General features: G+C 59.2%; 22 protein-coding genes and 1 pseudogene. 11 read left to right on the forward strand and 12 right to left on the reverse strand.

Going from position 1 to position 25,129, the window contains the following annotated elements; translation table 11 throughout:
* Window positions 1-14: 14 nt before the first annotated feature.
* The 3 genes from MNODULE_RS14450 to pdhA are packed head-to-tail and all read right to left on the reverse strand — an operon-like array spanning window position 15 to window position 3,350.
* On the reverse strand, window positions 15-1,247 hold the full coding sequence (locus MNODULE_RS14450; protein ID WP_168060986.1) for a dihydrolipoamide acetyltransferase family protein: 1,233 nt from the start codon (window positions 1,245-1,247) through the stop codon (window positions 15-17).
* A 40-nt stretch (window positions 1,248-1,287) separates the two neighbouring features.
* Window positions 1,288-2,265, reverse strand: coding sequence for a pyruvate dehydrogenase complex E1 component subunit beta (locus tag MNODULE_RS14455; protein ID WP_168060987.1), 978 nt, complete (start codon window positions 2,263-2,265; stop codon window positions 1,288-1,290).
* On the reverse strand, window positions 2,262-3,350 hold the full coding sequence (gene pdhA / locus MNODULE_RS14460) for a pyruvate dehydrogenase (acetyl-transferring) E1 component subunit alpha (RefSeq protein ID WP_168060989.1): 1,089 nt from the start codon (window positions 3,348-3,350) through the stop codon (window positions 2,262-2,264). Before pdhA ends, MNODULE_RS14455 begins: the two co-directional genes overlap by 4 nt.
* A 128-nt stretch (window positions 3,351-3,478) precedes the next feature.
* On the opposite strand from pdhA, the gene MNODULE_RS14465 reads away from it, so the two are divergent.
* The 6 genes from MNODULE_RS14465 to MNODULE_RS14490 all read left to right on the forward strand — a co-directional run bounded on the left by MNODULE_RS14465 (window position 3,479) and on the right by MNODULE_RS14490 (window position 9,649).
* Window positions 3,479-4,696 (forward strand): thiolase family protein, encoded by a 1,218-nt coding sequence (locus tag MNODULE_RS14465; RefSeq protein ID WP_168060991.1) that lies wholly within the window; start codon window positions 3,479-3,481, stop codon window positions 4,694-4,696.
* Between the two features lie 9 nt (window positions 4,697-4,705).
* Window positions 4,706-5,575 (forward strand): 3-hydroxyacyl-CoA dehydrogenase NAD-binding domain-containing protein, encoded by an 870-nt coding sequence (locus MNODULE_RS14470; protein WP_168060993.1) that lies wholly within the window; start codon window positions 4,706-4,708, stop codon window positions 5,573-5,575.
* Entirely contained in the window at window positions 5,572-6,708 is a 1,137-nt protein-coding gene (locus MNODULE_RS14475) for an acyl-CoA dehydrogenase family protein (RefSeq protein ID WP_168060995.1), read from the forward strand. The genes MNODULE_RS14470 and MNODULE_RS14475 overlap by 4 nt, the downstream gene beginning before the upstream one ends.
* A gap of 44 nt (window positions 6,709-6,752) precedes the next feature.
* Complete coding sequence (locus MNODULE_RS14480) at window positions 6,753-8,366, forward strand: acyl-CoA mutase large subunit family protein (RefSeq protein ID WP_168060997.1); 1,614 nt, start codon at window positions 6,753-6,755, stop codon at window positions 8,364-8,366.
* Window positions 8,335-9,210: an MBL fold metallo-hydrolase gene (locus MNODULE_RS14485; RefSeq protein WP_168060999.1), complete on the forward strand. Its 876-nt coding sequence runs from the start codon at window positions 8,335-8,337 to the stop codon at window positions 9,208-9,210. Before MNODULE_RS14480 ends, MNODULE_RS14485 begins: the two co-directional genes overlap by 32 nt.
* A 64-nt stretch (window positions 9,211-9,274) precedes the next feature.
* Window positions 9,275-9,649 (forward strand): cobalamin B12-binding domain-containing protein, encoded by a 375-nt coding sequence (locus MNODULE_RS14490; RefSeq protein ID WP_422666758.1) that lies wholly within the window; start codon window positions 9,275-9,277, stop codon window positions 9,647-9,649.
* A 44-nt stretch (window positions 9,650-9,693) separates the two neighbouring features.
* Here MNODULE_RS14490 and hutI read toward each other — a convergent pair whose 3' ends face one another.
* The 5 genes from hutI to MNODULE_RS14515 all read right to left on the reverse strand — a co-directional run bounded on the left by hutI (window position 9,694) and on the right by MNODULE_RS14515 (window position 16,988).
* Window positions 9,694-10,947: an imidazolonepropionase gene (gene hutI, locus MNODULE_RS14495; RefSeq protein WP_168061003.1), complete on the reverse strand. Its 1,254-nt coding sequence runs from the start codon at window positions 10,945-10,947 to the stop codon at window positions 9,694-9,696.
* A gap of 34 nt (window positions 10,948-10,981) precedes the next feature.
* On the reverse strand, window positions 10,982-12,658 hold the full coding sequence (gene hutU / locus MNODULE_RS14500) for a urocanate hydratase (RefSeq protein WP_168061005.1): 1,677 nt from the start codon (window positions 12,656-12,658) through the stop codon (window positions 10,982-10,984).
* 11 nt (window positions 12,659-12,669) lie between these two features.
* Window positions 12,670-13,680 carry a formimidoylglutamase gene (locus MNODULE_RS14505; RefSeq protein ID WP_168061007.1) on the reverse strand — a complete coding sequence of 337 codons (1,011 nt, stop codon included), beginning with the start codon at window positions 13,678-13,680 and terminating at the stop codon, window positions 12,670-12,672.
* A 104-nt stretch (window positions 13,681-13,784) separates the two neighbouring features.
* Complete coding sequence (locus MNODULE_RS14510; RefSeq protein WP_168061009.1) at window positions 13,785-14,456, reverse strand: lytic transglycosylase domain-containing protein; 672 nt, start codon at window positions 14,454-14,456, stop codon at window positions 13,785-13,787.
* A 177-nt stretch (window positions 14,457-14,633) separates the two neighbouring features.
* Entirely contained in the window at window positions 14,634-16,988 is a 2,355-nt protein-coding gene (locus MNODULE_RS14515; RefSeq protein ID WP_168061011.1) for an endonuclease MutS2, read from the reverse strand.
* A gap of 138 nt (window positions 16,989-17,126) precedes the next feature.
* On the opposite strand from MNODULE_RS14515, the gene MNODULE_RS14520 reads away from it, so the two are divergent.
* Entirely contained in the window at window positions 17,127-18,623 is a 1,497-nt protein-coding gene (locus tag MNODULE_RS14520) for an Rqc2 family fibronectin-binding protein (RefSeq protein ID WP_168061013.1), read from the forward strand.
* A gap of 52 nt (window positions 18,624-18,675) precedes the next feature.
* Here MNODULE_RS14520 and MNODULE_RS14525 read toward each other — a convergent pair whose 3' ends face one another.
* Complete coding sequence (locus MNODULE_RS14525) at window positions 18,676-19,059, reverse strand: response regulator transcription factor (RefSeq protein WP_168061015.1); 384 nt, start codon at window positions 19,057-19,059, stop codon at window positions 18,676-18,678.
* A 355-nt stretch (window positions 19,060-19,414) separates the two neighbouring features.
* On the opposite strand from MNODULE_RS14525, the gene MNODULE_RS14530 reads away from it, so the two are divergent.
* Window positions 19,415-19,678, forward strand: coding sequence for a hypothetical protein (locus MNODULE_RS14530; protein WP_168061017.1), 264 nt, complete (start codon window positions 19,415-19,417; stop codon window positions 19,676-19,678).
* Window positions 19,679-19,691: 13 nt separating this feature from the next.
* On the opposite strand, the gene MNODULE_RS14535 is transcribed toward MNODULE_RS14530, so the two are convergent.
* From MNODULE_RS14535 to MNODULE_RS14545, 3 genes are read right to left on the reverse strand one after another with little or no spacing between them, the layout of a single operon-like run.
* The gene (locus MNODULE_RS14535) at window positions 19,692-20,834 is read right to left on the reverse strand and encodes a citrate/2-methylcitrate synthase (RefSeq protein ID WP_168061019.1); all 1,143 of its coding nucleotides are present in this window, start codon (window positions 20,832-20,834) and stop codon (window positions 19,692-19,694) included.
* Window positions 20,831-21,733, reverse strand: coding sequence for a methylisocitrate lyase (gene prpB / locus MNODULE_RS14540; RefSeq protein ID WP_168061021.1), 903 nt, complete (start codon window positions 21,731-21,733; stop codon window positions 20,831-20,833). The genes MNODULE_RS14535 and prpB overlap by 4 nt, the downstream gene beginning before the upstream one ends.
* The gene (locus MNODULE_RS14545) at window positions 21,730-23,124 is read right to left on the reverse strand and encodes an MmgE/PrpD family protein (protein ID WP_168061023.1); all 1,395 of its coding nucleotides are present in this window, start codon (window positions 23,122-23,124) and stop codon (window positions 21,730-21,732) included. Before MNODULE_RS14545 ends, prpB begins: the two co-directional genes overlap by 4 nt.
* Window positions 23,125-23,328: 204 nt before the next feature.
* Between MNODULE_RS14545 and MNODULE_RS14550 the strand changes: the two genes are divergently transcribed.
* From MNODULE_RS14550 to MNODULE_RS14555, 3 genes and pseudogenes are all read left to right on the forward strand, one after another.
* The gene (locus MNODULE_RS14550; RefSeq protein WP_168061025.1) at window positions 23,329-23,946 is read left to right on the forward strand and encodes a nucleotidyltransferase; all 618 of its coding nucleotides are present in this window, start codon (window positions 23,329-23,331) and stop codon (window positions 23,944-23,946) included.
* A 12-nt stretch (window positions 23,947-23,958) separates the two neighbouring features.
* Window positions 23,959-24,114 (forward strand): annotated as a pseudogene (locus tag MNODULE_RS25485) (BON domain-containing protein); the annotation flags it as partial.
* A gap of 87 nt (window positions 24,115-24,201) precedes the next feature.
* Window positions 24,202-24,933: a metallophosphoesterase family protein gene (locus MNODULE_RS14555; RefSeq protein ID WP_422666759.1), complete on the forward strand. Its 732-nt coding sequence runs from the start codon at window positions 24,202-24,204 to the stop codon at window positions 24,931-24,933.
* Window positions 24,934-25,129: the final 196 nt, after the last annotated feature.

Consider the following 25,129-nt stretch of genomic DNA (forward strand, 5'->3'; position numbering starts at 1 on the left):
TTTGAAACCCGCCCCTACTTGCCTTCGATGAGCATCAAATCGGGATCTTCCAAATGTTGAATGACCGTGTTCATGAACCGGGCCGCCTCGGCGCCGTAGATCACACGATGATCAAAGGTGAGGGAGAGCGGCAGGATCTTCCGGATCACCATCTCACCCGACCGGGCGACCACTTTGTCCTCGATTTTGCCGAGGCCGAGTATACCGACCTCGGGATAGTTGATGATCGGCGTGCCGTAAATGCCGCCGATCACACCATAGTTGGTGAGGGTGAAGGTCCCCCCCTTCAAATCGGAAAGATCGATCATTCTGGAGAAGGCCTTCTCTGTGAGGACCGAGATCTCTTTCGAAAGATCGAGCACGCTTTTTTCATCGGCTCGTTTGATGACGAAGACCATCAATCCTTCCGGCGTGTCGACCGCAATCCCAATGTTGTAATACTTTTTTAAAATGATCTCTTCTTTCTCTTCGTCCAAGGTCGCATTCAAGTAGGGATATTCTTTAAGGCCGGCGACCACCGCCTTGATGATGAAGGGGAGATAGGTCAGTTTAAAGCCGCGCGCTTCAGCCAGGTTTTTCTTCTTGGAGCGGACATTTTCGAGCGCGGTCACATCGGCGTCGTCGGTGAAGGTGACCGCGGCGACCTTCTGGGACGACTCGCTCACCCGCCGCGCGGCGCTTCGCCGAACCCCCCGAAATGCAATTCGCTCCACCGGACCGAGCGGTCCCGTTTCAGCATGGGGTTGAATCGGCGCGGCTTCCTTTCGGGGCTGCGCGGCCTGTTCAACGTCCTCCCGCGTGAGACGCCCGTTGGGGCCGGTTCCCCGCACCTTCGAGAGATCGACCCCCAGCTCCTTCGCCCGCGCCCGGACCGAGGGAATCGCCCGCACTTTAAACTCTTCTTCCTCTTGCCCCAGTCGCCCGACGACCGAGCCGGCATCTTTTCGGGTCTCTTCTTTTTTTATTTCCGCGGTCGGTTTTTTCTCCGTCGTCTTCGCGGCGGAAGCTTCCTCCGTCTCCACCGCCACCAGGACCGATCCGACCTGGATCACCTCTCCCGGCTTGCCGCGCAGCTCGATCACCTTCCCGGTATAAGGCGAGGGAAGGGTCACGACCGCTTTGTCGGTCTCCACCTCCACCAGCGGCTGGTCCTCTTTGACAGATTCGCCCTGAGAGACAAGCCACTTGACCAGTTCTCCCTCGGCAATCCCTTCGCCGACGTCGGGGAATTTAAATTCTTTTCTCATCGATTCATCCCTGATTTGTTTTCGGTAATTACGAGCAACGTCAGAATCCGACGGCCTGTTCGGCCGCTTCAACGATCTGATCGACATCGGGAAGATAATACTTCTCATTCTTTGGAAGGGGAATCGGCGTGTCGAACCCGGTCACACGCGCCACGGGGGCTTCGAGTGAGAGAAGCGCCTCCTCACAGAGACGGGCGGCAATCTCCGCGCCGAGCCCGCAGGTTTTTGGGGCTTCATGAATGATGACGGCGCGTCCGGTCTTCTCGACCGATCGAATGATCGTCGCCGAATCGAGCGGCGAGAGGGTCCTCAGATCGATCACCTCCGCCTCCACCCCTTTTTCCGCCATCCGATCGGCCGCCTTCAACGTCGGATGGAGCATCGCCCCCCAGGTGATGAGGGTCAGATCTTTCCCCTCCGTCAACAGCCGCGCCTCGCCGAGCGGGATCGCATTGTCTCCTTCAGGGACCTCTTCCTTGATGGCCCGGTAGATTTTGGCCGGCTCCAGGAAAATCACCGGATCGGGGTCGCGGATCGCGGAGAGCATCAGCCCCTTCGCCTCCGCGGGGGTCGAGGGGACGACGACTTTTAGGCCGGGAGTATGGACGAAGAAAGCCTCGGTGCTCTCCGAGTGATGCTCCGGCGCATGAATGCCGCCGCCGTAGGGGGTCCGGACGACGATCGGGCAGGTGTAGCGGCCGCGGGTCCGGGTCCGAAGACGCGCCGCGTGAGAAATCAGTTGCTCCATCGCCGCATAGAGAAACCCCATGAATTGGATCTCGACCACAGGAGTAAGACCATACGCGGCCATTCCGATGGCGACGCCGACGATTCCCGATTCGGAAAGCGGGGTGTCGACGACCCGTCGCTCGCCAAACTGGTCGATCAACCCTTCGGTCACCCGGAAGACACCGCCGTCCTTCCCGATATCCTCCCCCATTAAGATGAGATCGGGATTCCGCTCCATCTCATGACGGAGGGCCTGATTGATCGCTTGAACGACATTCAGCTTGCTCACTCTTTCTCCTTCTTCTGCTGAAGGCGCTTGCGAAGAATCTCCTTCTGACGGATCAGGTCGGGGGTCGGGGTCGCGTAGAGAAGATCGAACATCGTCTGCGGATCTTGCGGGGGAACCGCTTCGAATTCATGCACCGCGGCGGCGACCCGCTCTTGCATCTGCCGGCGGAGGACCTGCTCATCGGCTTCCGACCAACGGTACTCCCGCTCAAGAAATGCGCGAAGCCGAACGATCGGATCCTTTTTTCTCCAAGTCGCCACCTCTTCCACCTTTCGGTAGCGGGAGGCGTCATCGGCGGTGGTGTGATCGCTCAAGCGATAGGTATAACACTCGATCAACGTCGGGCCCTCTCCGCGCCGCGCCTTCTCCAGGGCGTTCTTGGCGGCGGTGTAGACGGCGAAGACATCATTGCCGTCGACCTGAATCCCTTCGAACCCATAGGCGATCGCCTTCTGCGCCAAGGTCGCCGCAGCGGTCTGGCGGGAGAGCGGAACCGAAATGGCCCAGTGATTGTTCTGGCAGATGAAAACGATCGGAAGGCGAAAGACGCCGGCAAAGTTGAGCCCTTCGTGGAAATCTCCTTTCGAAGTCGCTCCGTCTCCGAAAAAGGCCGCGACCGCGACCGGATCTCCCTTGAATTGCGCCGCCCAGGCGGCGCCGACCGCGTGCGGAATGTGGGTTCCCACCGGGATGGCGATCGGGAAGTCGTGTTGATCTTCCGGGATGGCGCTTCCGCGCTCATCGCCCGACCAGTACTGGTAGATCATCCTCATCGGGAGGCCCCGGAGAATGGAAACACCCGGCTCGCGAAAGGCGGGGAAGATCCAATCGGAGGGACGAAGCGCCGCGGCGCTCCCGACCTGCGCCGCCTCCTGGCCTTGGACGGAGGCGTACGTGCCGAGTCGTCCCTCGCGCTGAAGGTTCAGCGCCTTCTCATCGAAGGTGCGAATCAGCACCATCGATTCGTAAAACCCTTTGATCTCTTTTTCGTCCAGACCCGGCCAGAGGGCGCGATCGACCCGCCCGGCCTCGTCCAATATCTGAAGAAATTCGACTTTAAATTCGTGAACGACTTTCTTCGGCATCGGTCTCCCTCAATTTCGTTTTTATTATAACATATCCATTCGAGCGATTGCTCCGGTTGGGGTCGGGCGGGCTGTTTGTCAAAGAGTGATGTGTTATAATGAGCCTTAGGAAAAAGAGGAACGATTTCATGGCTCAAAAAGTGATCATCACCGGCGCCGTTCGCACGCCGATCGGCGCTTTTCAAGGGGCGCTCAGCCCCCTCACGGCGCCGCAACTCGGAAGCCGCGCCATCGCCGAGGCGATCTCGCGCGCGGGTCTCCAGCCCGATCAAATCGATGAGGTTCTGATGGGCAACGTCCTCTCCGCCGGATTGGGCCAGGCCCCCGCCCGACAAGCCGCCCTCGGGGCCGGTCTTCCCGATTCGGTCCCTTGCACGACGATCAACAAGGTCTGCGGCTCGGGTCTCAAAGCGGTGATGATCGGGGCACAGGCGATCGCCCTCGGTGATGCGAGCGTCGTGGTGGCCGGGGGGATGGAGAGCATGACGAACGCCCCCTATCTTTTGGAGCGGGCCCGATCGGGCTACCGTCTCGGTCACGGCACCCTGACCGACAGCATTATCAAAGACGGCCTTTGGGACGTCTACAACAACTTTCACATGGGATCGGCCGCGGAGCAATGCGCGGAGGAGTATCATCTGAGTCGGGAGATGTTGGACGACTTCGCCCTGGAGAGTTATCACCGGGCGCAAGAGGCGCAACAGCGGGGCGAGTTCAAAAGAGAGGTGGTTCCTCTCGAGATCGCGGGAAGAAAGGGACCGGCGGTCCTTTCGGAAGACGAGGAGCCGAAGCGGGTCGACTTCGACAAATTTCGCAAGCTCAAGCCGGCCTTTGAGAAAGAGGGCCGGATCACGGCGGGAAACGCCTCCTCCCTCAGCGATGGGGCCGCCGCCGTGGTGCTGATGTCGGCGGAGCAAGCGCAGCGCCTCGGAGCCCGACCCCGCGCCGAAATCATCGGGTACACCACCACGGCGACCGCACCGGCCCGATTTACCGTGGCCCCCGCCGCCGCCATCACCGCGCTGCTGAAGAAAGTCCGGCTGACCCCGTCCGACATCGATCTTTTCGAGATCAATGAGGCGTTCGCCGCCTCTTCGATCGCGGTGATGCGGGATTTGGGGATCGATTCGAAGAAGATCAATCGGCGCGGCGGGGCGATCGCGTTGGGACATCCGATCGGCGCCAGCGGCGCCCGCATTCTCACCACCCTGATCCACCTCTTGGAAGACCTCGATCTTTCCCGCGGGGTCGCCTCTCTCTGCATCGGCGGAGGGGAAGCGGTCGCCTTGTTGATCGAGCGAACGTCCAAGACCGAATCAAAAAAATCAAATCAGAAAGGACTGTGAGGTAGACCGATGGAAATCAGCATCATCGGCGTGGTCGGCGCGGGACAGATGGGAAGCGGCATCACCCAGGTTGTCTCCACCGGCGGATACCACGTGCTTCTTTACGACCTTGACGCGAAAGTGTTGGAGGCCGCCGTCGAACGAATTACGGAGGGACTCAACACGGCGGTCAAGCGGGGGAAATTGACGGAGTGGGTTCGGGAAAAAACGCTCAAGAACATCAAGCTGACAACCCGGCTGGAAGATCTCGCCCACTGCCATATGCTCATCGAGGCGGCCCCCGAGCGGGAAGAGATCAAAATGGAAACGTTCGAGCTCCTCGATTCGATTTGTCCGAAGGAGGTCGTCTTCGCTACGAACACCTCCTCGATCTCGATCACCCGGCTCGCTTCCGTGACACAGCGGGCCGATAAATTCATCGGCATTCATTTCATGAACCCGGCCGCGATCATTGAATTGGTCGAGATCGTCCGGGGGTGGCAGACCTCTGATGAAACGTTCCTTCAAGCAAAACATTTCGTCGAGAAATTGGGAAAGACGGTCGTCGTCTCGAAAGATTTTCCCGGTTTCATCATCAACCGAATTCTGATGCCGATGATCAACGAAGCGATCTTCGCCGTCATGGAAGGGGTCGGAACGCCGCAGGAGATCGACATGGCGATGACGATGGGGGTCCGCCATCCGATGGGCCCGCTCGCGCTCGCCGATCTGATCGGTCTCGACACCTGCCTCGATATCATGGAAGTCCTCTTCACCGAATTCGGCGACAGCAAATACCGCCCAGCCCCCCTCTTGCGCAAATATGTGGAGGCCGGCCTCCTTGGGAAAAAAACCGGACGCGGCTTCTACTATTATAAAACGCAGGGATCGACCCCGTGAATTTGCATTTCACCGAAGAGCAACAGATGGTCTTGGAAACGGTTCGGGGCTTCGCCGAAAAAGAGGTGAAGCCGGTCGCTTCCAAGATGGATGCCGCCTCCGAGTTTCCGCACGCGCTGGTCAAAGGGCTGGGTGAGATGGGATTGATGGGAGCCTTTATCCCGGCCGAATACGGCGGCTCCGGGATGGATCTGTTGACCTACATCCTTGCGATGGAGGAGATCTCGAAGGCGTGGGCCTCCCTCGGCGTCGTCATGACAGTCAACAACTCGCTCGCCTGCGATCCGATCAACCGGTTCGGAACCAAGGCGCAGAAAGAGAAGTACCTCGTCCCGCTCGCGCAAGGCCGTCTCTTGGGATGTTATGCGTTAACCGAGCCGGGGGCCGGCTCCGACGCGGGCGGCATTGCGACACAGGCGCGGAAGGACGGCGGTCACTATGTTCTGAACGGAACAAAGCTCTTCATCACCAATGGAAAGAATGCCGATGTGGCGATCGTCTACGCGGTGACCGATCCGGCGCGGGGGAAAAAAGGGATCTCAGCCTTCATCGTTGAAAAAGCGTTTTCCGGTTTCGTGGTTGGGAAAATCGAGGACAAGATGGGGCTGCGCGGCTCCGACACCGCTGAATTAATCTTCCAGGAGTGCCGGGTTCCGGCGGAGAATCTTCTCGGGGTGGAGAACGAAGGCTTCAAGATCGCGCTCGCGACGCTTGACGGCGGACGGATCGGGATCGCCGCCCAGGCGCTCGGGATCGCGCAGGGCTGTCTTGAAGAATCCCTCGCGTATGCCAAAGAGCGGAAGCAGTTCAACCGGCCGATCGGCGACTTTCAGGCGATTCAAAACATGCTCGCCGACATGAAGACCGAGATCGACGCCGCCCGGCTCCTCACCCATCGGGCCGCCTGGAGCCGCCACCAGGGAAGACTGGTCACGGCGATCGCCGCCGAGGCGAAGCTGTATGCTTCTGAGATGGCGAACCGGGTCGCCTACAAGGCGGTCCAGGTCTTCGGCGGCTACGGCTTTATCAAAGATTTTCCGGTCGAGCGATTTTACAGAGATGCCCGGATCACCACCCTGTATGAAGGAACCTCGGAGGTCCAGCGGATGGTGATTGCGCGGCATTTGTTATAATCCATGTAGGGCGTATTGCAATACGCCCTTACAACAGGCATTTGATGAAGAAAGATCTTTCCAAAAGAGAACGGAAACCGAAGTTCAAAAATCTCTCAGACATTGAGATCGACCGGCTCTATACCGAGCGGTCCACCCGCTCGATCGACCCGGAAAAAGATCTCGGCCGGCCGGGAGCGTTCCCCTTCACCCGCGGCATCTACCCGACGATGTATCGCGGGCAGCTCTGGACGATGCGGCAGTTCTCCGGCTTCGCCTCCGCCGCCGAGACCAATGAACGCTACCACTATCTTCTGAATCAGGGCCAGACCGGCTTGTCTGTTGCGTTCGATCTCCCGACGTTGATGGGATACGACTCCGATCATCCGAAGTCGCTCGGCGAAGTCGGGAAGTGCGGCGTCGCCATTGACACGGTTCATGATATGGAACGGCTCTTCGACGGGATCCCCCTCGACCGGGTCAGCACCTCGATGACGATCAACGCCCCGGCGATCGTCCTCTTTGCCATGTACCTTGCCGTCGCCGAGAAACAAAGGGTCTCCTTTAACCAGCTCCGGGGAACACTCCAGAACGATATCCTCAAAGAGTACATCGCCCAGAAGGAATGGATCACCTCGCCGGAGCCCTCGCTCAAATTGATCAACGACACCGTCCGGTTCTGCGTCGAAGAAGCGCCGCTCTTTCACCCCATCAGCATTTCCGGCTATCATATCCGCGAGGCCGGATCGACGGCGGTGCAGGAGCTCGCCTTCACCCTCTATGACGGTCTCAGCTATGTGGAATCGGCCATCAAATCGGGCTTAAAGGTCGACGACTTTGCCCCGCGCCTCTCCTTCTTCTTCAATGCCCACAACGATTTCTTCGAGGAGATCGCGAAATACCGCGCCGCCCGGCGGCTCTGGGCGCGGGAGATGAAGAAGCGGTTTCATCCAAGAGACCCCCGATCAATGGCGCTTCGGTTTCACACGCAGACCGCCGGCTGCACGCTGACCGCGCAGCAGCCGTACAACAACATCGTTCGGGTGGCGCTGCAAGCGCTGGCCGCCGTCCTGGGCGGCACCCAGTCGCTTCATACGAATTCGATGGATGAGACCTACGCCCTTCCGACGCAAGAGGCGGTGAAGATCGCCCTTCGGACGCAACAGATCATCGCCCACGAGAGCGGCGTCACCGACACCGTCGACCCCCTCGCCGGATCGTACTATATCGAATCGCTGACAAACCGGATGGAGAAAGAGGCGCAGCGCTACTTCAAGAAGCTCGACGGAATGGGGGGAATGGTCCGTGCCATCGAGAAGGGCTTTCCGCAGCGGGAGATCCACCGCGCCGCCGTCGCCTACCAGCAGGAGATCGATCGGAAAGATCGGCTCATCGTCGGCATGAACGCCTTTATCGAAAAGGAAGAACGCCGGATTGAGATCCTCAAGGTCACGGGGGATGTGGAGCGGCGGCAGGTCGCACGATTAAAGAAGGTCAAGGCAGAGCGCGATCCGAAAAAACTCCAACAGACGTTACAACGGCTTACCTCCGCCGCGGAGGCCGGCGCTTATCTGATGCCGTTGATCCTCGACGCCGTGCGGGCCTCCGCCACGGTCGGAGAGATCTCCGACGTATTTAGAAAAGCTTATGGGGAGTACCGCGAGTCGGTCTCGTTTTGATATGAAGCTCGGCGCCTTTGAAATCGAACCCCTTACCGACGGCACCTTTCGATTGGACGGCGGCGCCATGTTCGGCGTGGTTCCCAAGGTGCTCTGGGAAAAACACCATCCGGCCGACGACCGGAATCGGATTCATCTGGAACTCGGCGTTCTGCTGATCCGGGCACACGGGATGAACATTCTCGTCGACACCGGAATCGGAAACAAAGGAGACGAGAAGTTTAACGAAATTTACGCCGTGAACCGGACGCCGTCGATTGAGGCGTCGCTCGCGAAACACGGCCTCGCCCCCGCCGACATCGCGCTGGTGATCAACACCCATTTCCACTTCGACCATGCCGGCGGGAACACCCGGCGGGACGATCACGGCCACATCCATCCGACCTTTCCGAGGGCGACCTACTTCATCCAGAAGGGAGAGTGGGAGTTCGCCAACACCCCGAACGAGCGGACCCGCGGAAGTTATCTTCTCGAGAACTACGAAGTCCTCCCGAAAGAAGGGCGGCTCGATCTTTTGGAGGGAGACTCGGAAATTCTGAAGGGGGTTTCCGTCGTCCGGACTCCCGGCCACACCGAACACCACCAATCGATTCTGGTCGAATCGAACGGCGAGAAGGCCCTCTTCATCGGCGATCTCATCCCGACCGCCGCCCATCTTCCGCTTCCCTACATCATGGGATACGATCTCTTTCCGTTGACGACGATGGAGACCAAGCGGGAACTGCTGGCGCAGGCGCACGAGGAGCACTGGCTTTTGATTTTCCAGCACGATCCGAAGATTCGAATGGGATACTTAAAGAAGAAGGAAGGCCGATACCAATTGGAGGAGGTCCGGGTTGCCTAGAGCGGTCAAGAACGCCCCCGTAAAATCATCCGATCGCAAGAAAACGACCGAGCGGCGAAAGCGGGTGCTGCTCGCCAAGATCGGCCTCGACGGCCACGACCGCGGCATCAAGGTCGTCGCTCGCGCCCTGCGCGACGGCGGAAACGAGGTGATCTACCTCGGCCTGCACCACACCCCCGCCGAAATCGTCGCCTCCGCGATTCAGGAGGATGCCGACGCCATCGGCCTCTCGATCCACTCCGCCGCCCACATGACCCTCTTCGAAGAAGTTTTGAAACTCTTGAAGAAGGAAAAGGCGACCGACATCGCCGTCTTCGGCGGCGGCATCATTCCCGATGAAGATATCCGCGACCTCAAAAAGCAAGGAATCCGCGAAATCTTCACCCCCGGCACGCCGCTGGACGAGATTGTTCAGTTTGTGAAAAAGTTGAAGAGATAAGAATGTCCGGAAAGAAAGGGCAAGGCAGCGCCTCGCCCCTACGCTCAGCACGATGAATAAACCACCTTTCCTTTCTTCAAAACCTTCTCCAAATGATTCACCCCAAAGAAATAAGGCAACTGTTCATAACGTTCTAAATCGAGAATCAGAATATCGGCCTGTTTCCCAACTTCCAAACTCCCGACGACCTCTCCCATCCCCACTGCATGCGCCGCATTAATGGTCGCCGCCGAAATGGCTTCCGCCGCACTCAACTTGAAATCGCGCACCGCAAGATGAATGATCTCCTGCATCGAAAGGGTGGGTGAAGAGCCGGGGTTGAAATCGGTCGCCAGCGCAATCGGCACCCCCGCTTCGATCAAAGCACGCGCCGGCGGAAGATGCTTCGACATGAGAAAGTGCGACACCCCCGGCAAAAGAACACCGACGGCGCCGCTTTGCGCCAAGAGCGGCATCTCCTCCGGCCGGATGTGATCGAGATGATCGACCGAGACCGCCCCGAACTCCGCCGCCAGCCGCACCCCCTCCTGATCGGAGAACTCCCCCGCATGAAGCTTAATCGCAAATCCTTCGCTCTTGGCCGCTTCGAGGATTCGCCGCGTTTGATCGGCATTGAAGGCCCCTTCTTCGCAGAACACATCGCAGAACCGGGCCCGTCCCCGGACGGCCGGGAGCATTTCGATGACCTGATCAACATACGCTTCGGGGCGGTCCGAATATTCCTTCGGAATCGTATGCGCCCCCAGGAAGGTCGGGACCGGATCGATCGGAACCCGCTTTTTGAGCTGCTCGATCACCTTCAGGATTTTGACCTCGTTTTTAAGATCAAGGCCATACCCGCTTTTGATCTCCACCGTGGTCGTCCCGCACGCCAGCATCTGTCCCAGAAAATGCTCGGCGGTTTCCGTCAGCGACTTCAGTGACGCGTCGCGGGTCGCCTCCACCGTGCTGAGAATGCCCCCTCCCCGCTGGAGGATTTCAAGATAAGGAACCCCGCGCAGCTTCTCGGCCCACTCCCCCTCGCGGCTCCCGGCAAAAACGGCGTGGGTGTGCGGATCGACGAAGCCGGGCAGGACGACTTTTCCGCCGGCATCGATCTCCCGCCGGGCACGCCCTTGTCGGCGATACTCCCTCTGCGCGCCAACCCAGGCGATCTTTCCCCGCGAGATCCCGATGGCGCCGTTTTGAATCAGACCGAGCTCTATCAACCCTGACCGGCGCCTCGGCCCGCGGCGCTCCCCTGCCAACGTAAGGAGCTCGCCGCAGTTCAAAATCGCGAGATCGAACGCAAACGGCATCGCATTGTCCTTTTTCTAAACAAGAGGAACGGATTTACTTCTTTGGGATTTTGATCTTTTTCTTTTGTGCGGTCTGTCTGGCCAGATCATAACCGGCATCGACATGCCGGGCAACGCCAATTCCCGGGTCCACGGTGAGGACCCGCTCTAATCTCTGCGCCCGCCGCTTCGTCCCATCGGCGACAATCACCATGCCGGCATGGAGGGAATTCCCCATCCCGACGCCGCCGCCATGATGGAACGAGACCCACGACGCGCCGGAGATCGCATTCAAAGCGAAATTAAGAAGCGGCCAGTCGCCGACGGCGTCGGAGCCGTCGTCCATCCCCTCCGTCTCACGATAAGGCGAGGCAACCGACCCGCAGTCGAGGTGGTCCCGCCCGATCACGATCGGACCTTTGACCTCTCCCTTTCGGACCAGATCGTTGATGACAAGACCGAACTTCGCCCGGTCCCCATAGCCGAGCCAGCAGATCCGCGCGGGCAAGCCGGTGAATGGAATTTTCCTTTGCGCCAGATCGACCCATCGTTTGAGCGCCCGGTCTTTCGGAAAGGCCCCCTTCAACGCTCGGTCGATCCGATGGATGTCTTTCGGATCACCGGAAAGGGCGGCCCATCGGAACGGCCCTTTCCCTTCGCAGAAGAGGGGACGGATGTAGGCTGGAACAAATCCCGGATACTTAAACGAGCCGTCGGGATTCTGAACCGGCACACCGGCATCGGCCGCTTGCGCACGGAGATTGTTGCCGTAATCGACGGCAACCGCCCCGGCCGACTGCATCGCCAAGATCGCCCCCGCATGGCGAGCGATCGTGTCGAGCGACTTTTGACGATACGCCTTCGGATCGCGCTCCCGAAGCCGGTCGAGCTCGGCGACATCGCCGATCGGGACATACGAGAGAAGATCGTGCGCGGGCGTCTGATCAGTCACGATATCGGGAATCCGTCCCCGCCGGACCAGCTCGGGATAAACTTCCCCGGCATTTCCAACGAGTCCGATCGAGAGCGGCTGACCGATGCGACATGCGGTACCGATCCATTCGAGCGCCTCATCGAGCCGATCGGTCATCCGATCGCAATACCCCTCCTTCACCTTCCGCTCGATCCGCTCCGGCCGGACTTCGACATCGAGGATGACCGCCTCGTTCATCGTCGCCGCCACCGGCTGCGCCCCGCTCATCCCCCCCATCCCGGCGGTCAAGATCCATTTTCCGCAGAGCGACTCGGTCTTAAAAGCCTGTTTGGCGATGGCGGCGAAGGTCTCATAGGTTCCTTGCAGAATCCCCTGCGTGCCGATGTAGATCCAGCTCCCCGCCGTCATCTGCCCATACATCATGAGGCCCATCCGATCGAGTCGATCGAACTCCTCAGGCGTCGCCCAGGCCGGAACGAGGTTGCTGTTGGCGAGAATCACACGCGGCGCCTCCTGATCGGTCTTGGCGATGTAGACCGGCTTGCCCGATTGGATGCAGAGGGTCTCGTCCGGCGCCAGCGACTTCAGCGCGGCGACGATTCGATGGTATTCCTTCCAGTTCCGCGCCGCCCGGCCGGTGCCGCCGTAAACGATGAGGTTTTTCCAATCGACCGCCACCCGATCGTCGAGGTTGTTCATCAACATCCGGAGCGCCGCTTCGGCATCCCAGGTCTTGCAGCTCCGCCGGGTTCCGGTTGGGGCATGAATCGGATCTTGCGGTCGGAGTTCTTCGGACATCGGCCGATTCATCATTCTCTTCCTTTGAATCCGATGACCTTCTTCCCTTTTTCCTCCCGCTTCGCCAGCCCGGCCAGAAAATGGAGGATTAGGGCGGCCGCCAGACGGGCGGTTCGACCCTCCTGATCGAAGATCGGGTTTAATTCCATGATGTCGAAGTAGGCCGTTTTCGGATGAAGACCGGCGAGGGCGGCCGCCAGCGAGACCTCCTCGGGGGTAAACCCGTCCGGGGAGGGGGCCGAGACGCCGGGGGCAAAGGCCTGCGCGACCGAATCGATGTCGATCGAACAAAAGACCTTTTCGGCGCCATGGCCGGCGGTCTGAAACGCCTTCTCGATCACCGCACCGATCCCCTTCCGGCGGGTCTCGGAAAGAGAAAAAATCCGCGCCCTCTTGCCGATCAGGTAATCGAAGTGCTCCTTGGCGTTGGCCAACCCGTTCCCGCCGATTTCGATGAAGTGATCGCCGGGGACGTTTCCGAGTTTTTCAAGAATATTTCGAAAAGGGGTGCCGCTGGTCGGGATGCCGCTGACCGCCTCCCGGACGTCGAAGTGCGCATCGAGGGTCCATCCGCCGACGGTTCCCTCGGTCCGCTGGGAGAGCGCCCGGACGCCGCCGAAGGTTAAATCGTGGCCGCCGCCGAGGACGATCGGGATGGCGCCGAGGTCGATGATCGCCTCCACCGCGGCGGTGAGGCGGAGGTGGGTCTGCTCGACCGATTTCTCGTCCGGAACAAGATCGCCGAAATCGGCCAAAGGAAGCGCTGAAAGGTCGGCGTCCTGTTCGAAGTTGTAGGCGGTGCCATACCGTTTTAATTGAAGCCGGATCGCCGAAGGCCCCTCGGCGGCGCCGGCGCGACCCCCTCCCTGAACGACGCCGGCGTCCGACGGCGCTCCGAGAAGGCCGGCCGCAACCGGTTGCCCCTCGTATGGCGGGAGAAGATGCCGGATCCGTATATCGGCGCCACCGACGGGCTTTTCATAGATCTGAATTTTAGCGGGCTGGACGTGCGGAATCTTCATCGTCCATCATTATTGCAAATCGACGTTCGGATGGCAAGAAGGGAGGTAAGCAAGGACCCGGACGACCGGAGGGATCGAAAAGACCTTTTCTTCAGGCAATCAGATTAGAGGCGGGTGATATCGGATGAAGATTCCTCCTCAGGCTCCGCGCGCTCTTCCGCGTTTAAGCCGAGGAATTCTTCGTAACGCTTGATGACCTTTTCAGCATACTTCACAGGGATCTCCTCTCCCGAATGGAGCCAGCGCGCCACGGCCGTAGGGCCGTAATTGTAGGCCGTCAACGCGACGGGAAGATCGCCGAATCTCAGGTAGAGCTCCCAGAGGTAATGAATCCCCAATTTGATATTGATGAACGGGTCCAAAAGGGGATCTTTCTCGTGCCAAACGATGTTGTTTGTTTCGGCCAATGCTTTTCCGGTCGTCGGAATAATCTGCATCAAACCGACCGCCCCCTTCGGCGACATCGACCAATTATAAAAGGAACTCTCCGTGGAGATGACGGCCATCACCAATTCCGGATCGAAGCCGTACCGATGGCTCTCCTCATTGATGAAGGTCGCCAGCTCCCGCTTTTTATCCGGCCGCAGTCCCGTCTTGAAATTCGACAAGATCTGCAGGACCTTTTTCTCCCGCGCCTTGAGGTCCGTTTCCTGAGGAGCCGGCGACAATTCAACGGAAGAGGAATGAATCGGCAAAGAGGCGGTCTGGGAAAACTCGGTCGATAAGGGATGGAGAAGAAAAAATCCCAACGAGAGGGTAAAAAAGCAAGGTCTCATATATTTTTTCGTTTTTTGTATCATGCGGCGCTACTTTACTAAAATTATCCCGCCGAGTCAACTCCCTCTTTCGAGGGGATTGGCAACCCCTAATAGGGATAATCTAGAAAGGGATAAAAAATCTCCCTGTAAAAAAAGAAGAGCGGGAGAATCCTCTTTGATTTCAGCAGGAAGCGATCATTCTTCCTTCAGGGTAATGATCGTGACGGCATCTCCCCCCTCCAGAAGGTCCCCGGGGCGAAATCGCGCGACGTAGGGGGAGGTTGGTAAATATTCCCGAACGGCCTTCTTTAGCTTTCCGCTCCCATGGCCATGGACGAGGCGGATCTCCCGTTCGTTCCCCAGGATCGCCCGATCCAAAAAACGCTCCAGAATCTCCAGCGCCTCCTCCACCCGCTTCCCGACGAGATTGACGGTGGATTCGGCCGGTCCGGCCGATCTGAAGACCGGGGCCGGGGGTCCCTCTTCTCTCTCTTCCTCGATGACCCCTTCGATGGCCTCGGGCGAAACGAAGAGGATCTGGCTTCCAATCTGAACCCGGACCTTCTTTGATCCCTCGGGGGGATCGAGCAGAACCCCCTGCTTGCCGAGCGGAAGGACCTCGACCCGCCGGCCGACCTGCAACGGTCCCGGCGCAGACGAGGGCTCCTTTCGGGCCGCCGTGTCGCCGGCCTTCTGCCCGATCTCCTCCAGGACGGCCCGCCCTTTCTTGATCAGGGCCGGATCGCGCTTTTCTTTCAGGGATGCCATCAAGGTCGCGATTTCGGATCGCGCCTCCGCCACCGCTTCCGCCACTTTTTGACGGATCTTTTTCTGAATCTCCCGCTCGCTCATCGCCCAGCGGGCGGCCCCTTCTTTTTGCGCGGCGGCCGCGGCTTCCGCCTCCGCTCGGAGGGCTTCCAATCGCCGACGCTCCTCTTCCGCGTTTCGCCGCTCCCGTTCCAACTCGGAGATGATCCGCTCCAGGGTCGTCTCATTCGGACGAAGGTGTTCTTTGGCCCGCTCCAGGATCGAAGCGGGGAGGCCCAACCGGGCCGCCATTTCCAGGGCGGCGCTCCGCCCCGGGGTTCCCAACACCAAGCGATAGGTCGGAGCGAGCCGTTCCAGATCGAAAGCCAGACTCCCATTTAGAAATCGAGGATCGGCCTGGGCCAGACCTTTAAGGGAGGGATAATGCGTCGTCGTCACGATCCGCATTCCCCGATCGGCCAACTCCGTTAATATCGCCGCGGCCAGGGCGGCCCCTTCGGCGGGATCGGTCGAAGTGACCAACTCATCGAGCAGAATCAGCGATCCGCCGGGGGCCGTTTCCAGGATGGCTAAAATTTTAAGGAGGTGGGCCGAGAAGCTCGAAAGGTCGCGCGAGAGATCTTGATCATCGCCGATGTCGGCAATGACCGCCGGGAAGAGGGGAATCTCCGAACCCTCCCGGCATGGAATCGGGAGGCCGGCTCGAACCATCAGCGCCAAAAGACCGACGGTCTTCAAGAGGACCGTCTTCCCGCCGGTATTCGGACCGGAGAGGATCAAGGCGCGGCGCCCCTCTTCCAAAAGGATGTCGTTGGGAACGATGCTTCCCTTCCGGAGCAGGAGGAGCGGGTGCCGGGCCTCGAAGAGACGAATCGCACCCCCGGCATTCACCTTCGGGCAGATCCCGCCGATTCGCTCGGCCAGATTCGCCGACGCGCGGAGCAGATCGATCTCGGCAAGGATCTCCAAGTTGCGCGTAAGCCGCCCCGCTTCTCTCCCGACCTCCTCGCTGAGCGATCGCAAGATCCGCTCCACTTCACGGGAGACCGCCAACTGGGCGACCCTCAGGCGGTTGTTTGACCCGACCAGCTCCCTCGGTTCGACGAACGCAGTCGCCCCGCTCGCCGAGAGATCATGAACCACCCCTCCCTCTTTGTTCTGATCGGCGATCTTGAAGGGGAGGACATACCGTCCCTCCCGCTCGGTATAATACGGCTCCTGCAAAAGTTTTTCATAGCGGGCCGATCGGAGGATCTTTTCGAGCTGATCGGTGATCGCCTCCCGCGCCCGGGCCGCCTCGGCGGTCAGGGCGCGGAGGGCCGGCGTCGCTCCCTCCTGAATCCGTCCCTCCGGGTCGACGGCTGCCGCGATCTTTTGTCTTAAACCGGCCGGCGGCTCCAATTGCACTGCGATCTGAAAAAGGCGGGAAGCCTCCTCTTTTTTTCGGATCAAGAAAGAGCGGACCGACTCGACCTGTTCGAGCAGATCATGGATCCCCCGCAACTCGATTCCCTCCAGAACCGCTCCTTTGTTCGCGCGGGCCAAGAATGGGCGGGGATCGGTAAAAGAGGAGAGAGGGATATGGCTCCCCTCCTTTAAAAGGAGAACCCCCTCCCAAACAACCGCAAGCCGCTCCCGAACCGTTCCCGGTTCCTCCAGGAAAGGGAGGGCGCGGCAGCGCTCCGCCGTGATCGGCAACGCGGCCTGCCGGGCGAGAAACTCAACGATCTCGGGCCAGCCGAGTGAGGTGAATGACTGTTCGTAGAGAGGGTTCGATTGCATGTCGATCTTGTTCCTTCTTCTAATGATCCACTTCGGCGATGCGCAAGCCTGACAAGTTGCTTAAATAAAAACGTCCCGGTACAATCAGGACTTCGCAACGACGTAAATTAACACAACGCTTGGAAAAGGGTCAAACGAATGTCGCTCAGCGCCGGACAGATCGGGGAGGTCCTTGCAGAGATCGGGGACACGCTGCGGGGGGGGGTGATTCAGAAAATCGATCAGCCCCAACCCTGGAGCCTGGTCTTCGAGATTCATCAGCGGCGGGAGAGATATCACCTCTACTTTTCCGGACAGCGGCGCTTCTCCCGAATCCACCTGACCAACGAAAAACACCCCAACCCCTCCTCCCCTCCCCGGTTCTGCCAACTCCTGCGGGCGCATCTTCGATGGAAACGGATCGTCTCTCTTGAACAGATCGGAGGAGACCGGATCGTCCGAATGACCTGCGCCTGGCCTTCGACCCGAACGGAGATAAAGACGGAATCGTCACGAGAAGTCGGAGCCGATGCCCTACCACCTTCATCAACGAAAGAAGAAGAGAGGCGAACCCTCTCTCTGGTCGCGGAGCTGATGGGAACGGCGTCGAATTTCTTTTTAATCGACCATCAAGGGATTGTTTTGGGCTCGCTCTTCCCCCCTCCCGCCGGGCGCGCCTTACAGGTCGGTCTCCCCTATCTCCCTCCTGCGCTGCATCCGACCGGTCTCTTTAAAGAAACGGAGATTCCCCTTGTCGAACCGGGTCCCCACCGATTCAACCGGTCGGTGGAGGCCACCTATCGCCCCCTGCAGGAAAAAACGGCCGAGGAGGAAGAGAAGAGGCGGCTGACGGCCCTGATCGATGAGGGAATTCGCCGCTGCCGGAAAAAGTTACAGCAGATCTCCATCGGCCTGGCCGAGGCCGAAAAGGCCGACCGGTTTCGCTACGAAGGAGAGCTCCTGAAGGGTCATCTTCGCCAAGTCCGGACAGGAATGACAGAGGTGAAGATTCCCGATCCAGCGCATCCGGACCAGGCGGAGATGACTCTTTCGTTGGACCCCGCCCTCTCCCCGTCGGAAAATCTGGAACGGTTCTTCAAGAGATATAAAAAAGCCCAGGCGGCGCAGGCGGCCCTTCAGACGCAGAGGGAGAAGACGAAAAAAGAATTGGAAGCGCTGGAACGGAATCGAACGGTCCTTCTGGAAGGGGGGACCGTCGCCATGGCGGGAAAAACGCCCGTCCCGACCCGACGGGAGAAGGGGAAGCGGGCCGGCCCTCCCACCTTTCTCTCGGCAGACGGCTGGAGCGTGATCGTCGGAAGAAATCATCGGGAAAACGAAGAGATTACTTTCCGGACGGCGCGGGGAAACGATCTCTGGTTTCACGCCCGCGGCGTTCCCGGGTCCCATCTGATCGTCCGGATGGACCGAGGGAAGGAGATCCCCTACCAGACCCTGCTCGACGCGGCGACCCTGGCGCTTCATTTCAGCGACGGGAGGAAAGAGGGGAAGGGCGATGTCGTTTATACCTTTCGGAAGTATATCCAGAAACCGAAAGGGGCCAAGCCGGGCGCCGTCCTCGTCTCCCAGGAGAAAAACATCTACATTGAAATCGAACCGAAGCGGCTGGAACGCCTCTTGGCCAGCACCCTTTGAGAAGAATAAAGGATGAATCGGATCAATCCGGAGGGAAGAAGATCAACTTTCCTCACACTAATGTCTTCAACGCGGGACAGTGCTCTTTGACCTTCAAGAGGATTTCATCCGGATTGATCGGCTTCACGATATAATCTCTCGCCCCCAATTCCATGCTGCGCGCCTTGGAAGCGCGATCGACTTTCGCCGAGATCACCAGCACCGGAATCTGACTCATCCCTGAATCGCCCCGCATGACCTCCATCACCCCAAAACCGTCCAGCTTCGGCATCATGATATCCAAGAGAACAAGCGCCGGCGCCTCTTCCTGAATCTTTTGGAGCGCCTCGACGCCGTCCCTGGCCGCAAAGGTAGGATACCCCCCCTGATTTAAGATCACCGTTAAGATATGGACCGTATCTTGATTGTCATCGACAATCAGAATCCGCTTTGACAAAGAACCACCTCCCCCCATTCCCGCATCAGAGGAGACTTTCCCCTCTCCCAACTGATGCAACGAAGCAAATGTTGTTATTCTAATCAATGGAGAAACCCGATTTCAATAAAATACGTAAAAATAGTGAGGCCCCTGTTTTTCACAAGGAAAGAGGGTTTCTCTCTTATAGAAAAACCGCCTCCGGCTGGGGTTAAATCCCGAAAGAGCTTGAAAAATATTTCTGAAAGATTAAGATAGGGAGTCGCCTCCTCATCAATTCGATTGTTCGCGCCGATTGCTCGCGGCAACCGCCGGTCCGACCAGAAGGGCGACCGCTTAACCGGCTTCGTCTTATCCTCAAAGGAGAATCGATCCAATGAACTTGAGATTTGAAAAGCTCCCTGGCCCCATCTACCCCGCTTACCTTCACGTTGGAGATTATTCCATTGCGCTCGAGCCCGAACTGGTCCAGACCTTGAAAGAGAGTACGCAGCTCGATCAGACGCGATTCTTTGAAAATCTGATTCAAAAAGTCGGAATGAACCGATACCTGAGAGAAATGATTCAGGAGGCGGTTGCAAAGGCGGAAGATCCCGGATTGTTGGCAAAACAGCTACAAGCGGAGTTGCAGACCCTCTGACAATGCGGAGCTTTTACGGGCGGGCTTCGATGGGGAGGTAAGGAAGCTCCCTGGGGCCGGTATAAAGGCAGCGGGGGCGGATCAATCGGTTGTGGTCGTGCTGCTCGATGACGTGGGCCGACCAGCCGGCGATCCGGCTGCAGACAAAAAGCGGGGTATCGAACTCGATCGGAAGGCCGAGAAGGTAGTAGGCCGAAGCGGAATAGAAATCGAGATTGGGATGAAGCCCCTTCTCCTGCCGCATTCTCTCCTCGATCCGGCTTGAGAGCGCAAACCATTTTCGGTCGTTCTTCTTTTCCCCCAGCTCCTTTGAATATCTCTTGATGATATCGGATCGGATATCCCCCCCCTTCAGCACCCGGTGGCCAAACCCCATGATCCGCTCCTTCCGGGCCAAGCGGTCACGGATGTATCGCTCCTCGTTTTCAATCCCGCCGATCTCCAGAAGCATCTTCATCACCGCCTCGTTCGCGCCGCCGTGCAGCGGTCCCTTGAGCGACCCGATCGCCGAGGTGATCGCGGAGTGCATATCGGAGAGGGAAGAGGCGGTCACCCGCGCCGCGAAAGTCGAGGCGTTGAATTCATGTTCGGCATAAAGAATCAGCGAGATCTCCATCACCTTCTCCGAGAACGGATCGGGCCGTTTTCCGGTGATCAAATAGAGAAGGCTCGCCGCGTGCGACAGGGACGGATCGGAAGAAGGAGGCTCTTCGGGCGCATGCCGGAACGCGGCCAAAAGCGAGGGGATCTGAGCAATCAGCCGGATCGCCTTGCGAAGATTGGCCGGGCGGTCGTTCGATCCCCGATCGGGATCGTTGAGGCCGAGAAAGGAAACCGCCGTCCGGAGCATGTCCATCGGGCCGGCGGAGGTCGGAACGGTCTTCAGAAAACGGCGGACGGTTTCGGGAAGCGGGCGCGACCGGACCAGCTCCCCCGAAAAATCGGAGAGCTCTTTTCGATTGGGCAGTTTTCCCATCAGCAGAAGATAGGCCACCTCTTCGAACGAGGCCCGCTCGGAAAGATCTTCGATCCGGTAGCCGCGATAGAAGAGTCCCCCGGTCGTCTCTTCCACGTCGCAAATCTCGGACTCTCCCGCCAGAATCCCTTCGAGCCCATGGTAAACCCGATCGGCGCCCTCTTTGCGAACTTCACTCATTTTTTCCTCCGGTTGCTCCGCTTCGGGCCGGGTTTCTGGGAAGCCAGATCCTGATCGAGCCGCTCATAATCGGCATATCGGATGACTTCATAGAGATCTCGGCGGCTCTGCATCCGCCCCAGCAATCGCCTCGACGTCCCCTCCTTCTTCAGCGCCTCCAGGGTCTCCTCCATCGCTTTTGCCGCCGTTCGAAAGAGGGTCATCGGGAAGAGAATCAACCGATAGCCGATCCTTGAAAGTTCTTCGGCGGAAAGAAGCGGGCTCTTGCCGAATTCGGTCATGTTCGCCAACAAAGGGGCCTTGATCTTCTCCGCGAATTTCGTAAATTCCTCTGCCGACTCCAACGCCTCCGGAAAAATCACATCGGCGCCGACGTCGAGGTAACGGCGCGCCCGATCGACGGCATCACGAAAGCCGGTCACCCCCCTGGCGTCGGTTCTGGCGATGATCAGAAAATCGGGATCGCGCCGCGCGCGGGTCGCCGCTTGGATCTTTTGAACCATCTCCCTGGCGGGGATCAGACTTTTTCCGGGCAGATGACCGCATCGTTTCGGGAAAGCCTGGTCTTCGATCTGAATCCCGGCCACCCCGGCCGTCTCGAACCCCTCGACCGCCCGGACCAGGTGTATCCCTTCGCCGAAGCCGGTATCGGCGTCGGCGATCGCCGGAATCTTCACCGCCCGCGCGATATAGGCCGCCTGGGCCGTCACCTCCGCCAGAGAGAGAAGCCCGACGTCGGGAACCCCCGCCACCCCGTTTGCAAGGCCGGCCCCGGAGATGTAAACCGCCTCGAAGCCGGCCCGCTCGATCAACTCCGCGGAGAAGGCGTTGAACGCCCCCGGCAGGAGAAGGGCGCGCTTTTCGATGATCCGCCGGAGCCGTCTGCCGGGAGAGGTCATCCCTTCCCCCTCACCTTCAGCAGGTTTAAAATTTCCCCCACCGATTTCACCTTCTCCAACGCCCAAATCCGGGCCAGCACCCCTTCAATTTGTCTTTTCGAAAGGAGCCGGCCGGCCAGCCGCCGGAATTTCTCCTCCACCTCGGCGTCGGTCATCGGATTCTTCGGATGGCCTCTCGGGTGGTCGACCCGCTCGACCTCGCGTCTTCCCCCCGCCTCGATCTCGACGATATTCGCAATGGCGCCGGGATAAGCGGCGGAGAGATCGGGGTCGGAGAGGACACGCACCTTCTGTATCAGGAGATGAAGTTTCGGATCGATCAAACGCCGCGGTCCAAACTGCCGAAGCCCCACTTCGCCATCCATCAGAGCGACCGCGACACAATAGGGAAGGGAATGATCGGCCGTCTCCCGGGTCTTCGGATGCCACTTCTCCGGGTCGCGCCCGATGATCTCATAAGAGATATCGGGGGTGCGGATCGTGATCGCGTCGATCGAATCGATTCCCCCTTCCATTCGCTCCCGCAGCAGAAGCGCCGCCTGGACGGCGCTCTGGGCATGGTATTCCACCGGGAAATATTTGATGTACGTTTCCATGATCTTGAACGGACCGGACGGATGGAGCGGCGGGAGGTCGAACTCGCCCGAGACGATCCGCATGAAACCCTTCTCTCCCTCGAAGATCGGCGCCGGACCGGTCATCCCCAACCGGGCGAGCTCCACGGCGAAAAGCCCGTTGCGCGCCGCATTGGCGAAGGCCGCCGCCTTCCACATCGAGATCTCCCCGACCCGCGTCTGGCGGAGCGCCTGATTCGGCGTGCCGGCCAGGCCGACGGCGTGGATCGTCTTTGCCTCGGTCAGTCTCCAGAGCTTGGCCGCCGTCAGCGCGCTGGAGAACGCCCCGTAGGTCACATGATCCCATCCCCGCGGACGAAGGGCGGCGGCGTCACAGAGACGGCACTGAATCTCGTAGCCGAGGACGACCGCCTCGATCAGCGCCTTTCCGCCCCGCCCCGCCGCCTCGGCCGCGGCCAGCGCGGCCGGAATGTTGTCGCTCGGATGGGCCGGCTCTTTGGAAAGGTAGGTGTCGTTATAGTCGAGATAACGGGCGGCGGTGCCGTTGGCGAAGGCGGCGAGGTCCTCGGTCGTTCGATGCGCCTCCCCGAACAGCGTCGCCCCGGGACGGAACCGGACCGACCGCGCCACCTTGCGCGCGATCTTCGCCGGGGGGTCTTTCCAGCCGCCGAAGGCGCATCCGAGCGTGTCGATGAGACGGCGCTTCACTTCATGGATCACCTCCGGCGGCAGGTGGCGGTAAGATAATTCGCGGCTGAAGCGCGCCAGCCGCTCTGCCACGGTGGAATCGACTTTGGGATGGGCGGTGTGCGCCATCGCTCCTCCTTATTTTATTTTCGATGGTTTTAGTCTACAAACCTTTCCGGGAAGTGTCAATGCAACCGCGGATCGTTTGCCGCTTGAACCGCCCCTCTTCCTCCCCGTTGACTCGCCATGTTATAATCAATTTGCGTCTGTCCTTCTCGGTTTTCACCTGAATTGCGCGCCGCCGAGCCCTTTTCCACCCGGGAGTATTTTCCCATGCAAACAGAACCATCCCCACGGAAATTAATCGAAGATGACGATATTCAAAACGTGCTGGATGATCTCATCCTAGTGCAGGAACGAACCCAGATCCCCTATGTGTTTGGAGGAGGCCTCGCCGCCAAATGTTTGGGACGGGAGCGGCGGACGAAAGATATCGACATCTTCGTGCGGCCGGAGCATGCCGAGCGGCTGCTCGACGCCCTCGATCAGATCGGGTTTAAAACCGAGATGACCGACCCGAAATGGCTCTACAAAGCCAAAAAAGACGACGTTCCGATCGACATCATTTTTAAGTCGGCGGGGAATATTTATCTCGACGACGAAACCTTTCGAAGGGCGACGCCGGTCGATTTTAAGGGAAAGCGAATTCCCATCCTTCCCGCCGAGGATCTCATCGTCATGAAAAGCCTGGCCACGGAAGAGTTCGGCCCCCACCACTGGTTCGACGCCCTCGATGTGATCAAGTCGGGAAAGATCGATTGGGACTATTTAAAACGGCGCGCCAAACATGGACCCCGCCGGGTCTTGGGTCTTCTCTTCTATGCGCAATCGATCGATCTGCCGGTCCCCGATCGCGCCGTCTTGGATATCCTGCATACCTATCTTGAATGAATTGAGGAAGCGATGACGGAAGATCATTACCTCCGGGAAAAAATCAGGCAGACCCTTGCGACCGACCCCCAGGTCGGTATTCTGAACGTCCGGGTCCAGATCGAGGGAAAACGGATCATTCTCTATGGAGAGGTTTCTTCTCCGGAGAAGGGAGAGTACGCGCGAACGGTGGTTCAGCGGCAATTGCCCGATTTTGAGGTCATCAGCGAGCTCACCCCGCCGATCCCGCCGGAAGGGCCGCCGGAAGGGCCCTATGTGCGGATTGCGGCGGCGGGAGACCTTCACTACGACGCCCGCTCGCGCGGGAAACTTCGCTCTCATTTCCAGAAATTGGAGGGAGAGGCCGATCTTCTCCTCTTGGCCGGCGATCTGACCGACACGGGGACCTCTGAGGAAACCGCCGTCCTCATTGAAGATTTAAAAGGGCTCCGGATCCCGATCGTCGCCGTTTTGGGAAACCACGATTATCACTGCAATCAAGTCAAGGAGGTCCGCCGGATGTTGGGGGAGGGCGGGGTCACGGTCTTGGAAGGGGATTCCACCGTGGTCCACTGCCGGGAACTGTCGATCGGCATCGCCGGGACGAAGGGATTCGCGGGGGGATTCGAAGGGGCTTGCGGGACCGTCTTCGGCGAGCCGGAGATGAAAGCGTTTATCGCTCATACCGAAAGGGTGTCCCACCAGTTGAAGGAAACCCTCTTCTCTTTGGAGACCGATCTCAAGATTGCGCTTCTCCACTATGCGCCGATCAGAGAGACCCTCGCCGGCGAGCGCGCCGAGGTCTTCCCCTTCTTGGGGAGCTATCTCTTGGGAAAGGCGATCGACGAAGCGGGGGCCGATCTTGTCGTTCACGGCCATGCCCACCACGGTCGAGAACGAGGCATGACCCGCGGAGGAATCCCGGTCCGCAATGCCGCCATCCCGATGCTCAAGAAGGCCAACCTCTTCTATTCCCTTTCTCCGCGTGCAAAAAAAACACACTCGTAAGAGAAAAAATACCGAATTTGACGTGATCCTTCCCATCCCCACAGGCGCATTCTTGCGCGGTCTACCGCATTGCCTCCAGACTCTGTCATCCTTCCCTTTCCCTAGAGGCACCCTTTTTGCAAAATTATATAAAGGGGTATTACAAATCCATTTTTCCTTTTCAATAGCAGCAATTTATTGTCGAGGAAGAGGAGGT

The organism is Candidatus Manganitrophus noduliformans, assembly GCF_012184425.1.
Classification (GTDB): Bacteria; Nitrospirota; Nitrospiria; order SBBL01; family Manganitrophaceae; genus Manganitrophus; species Manganitrophus noduliformans.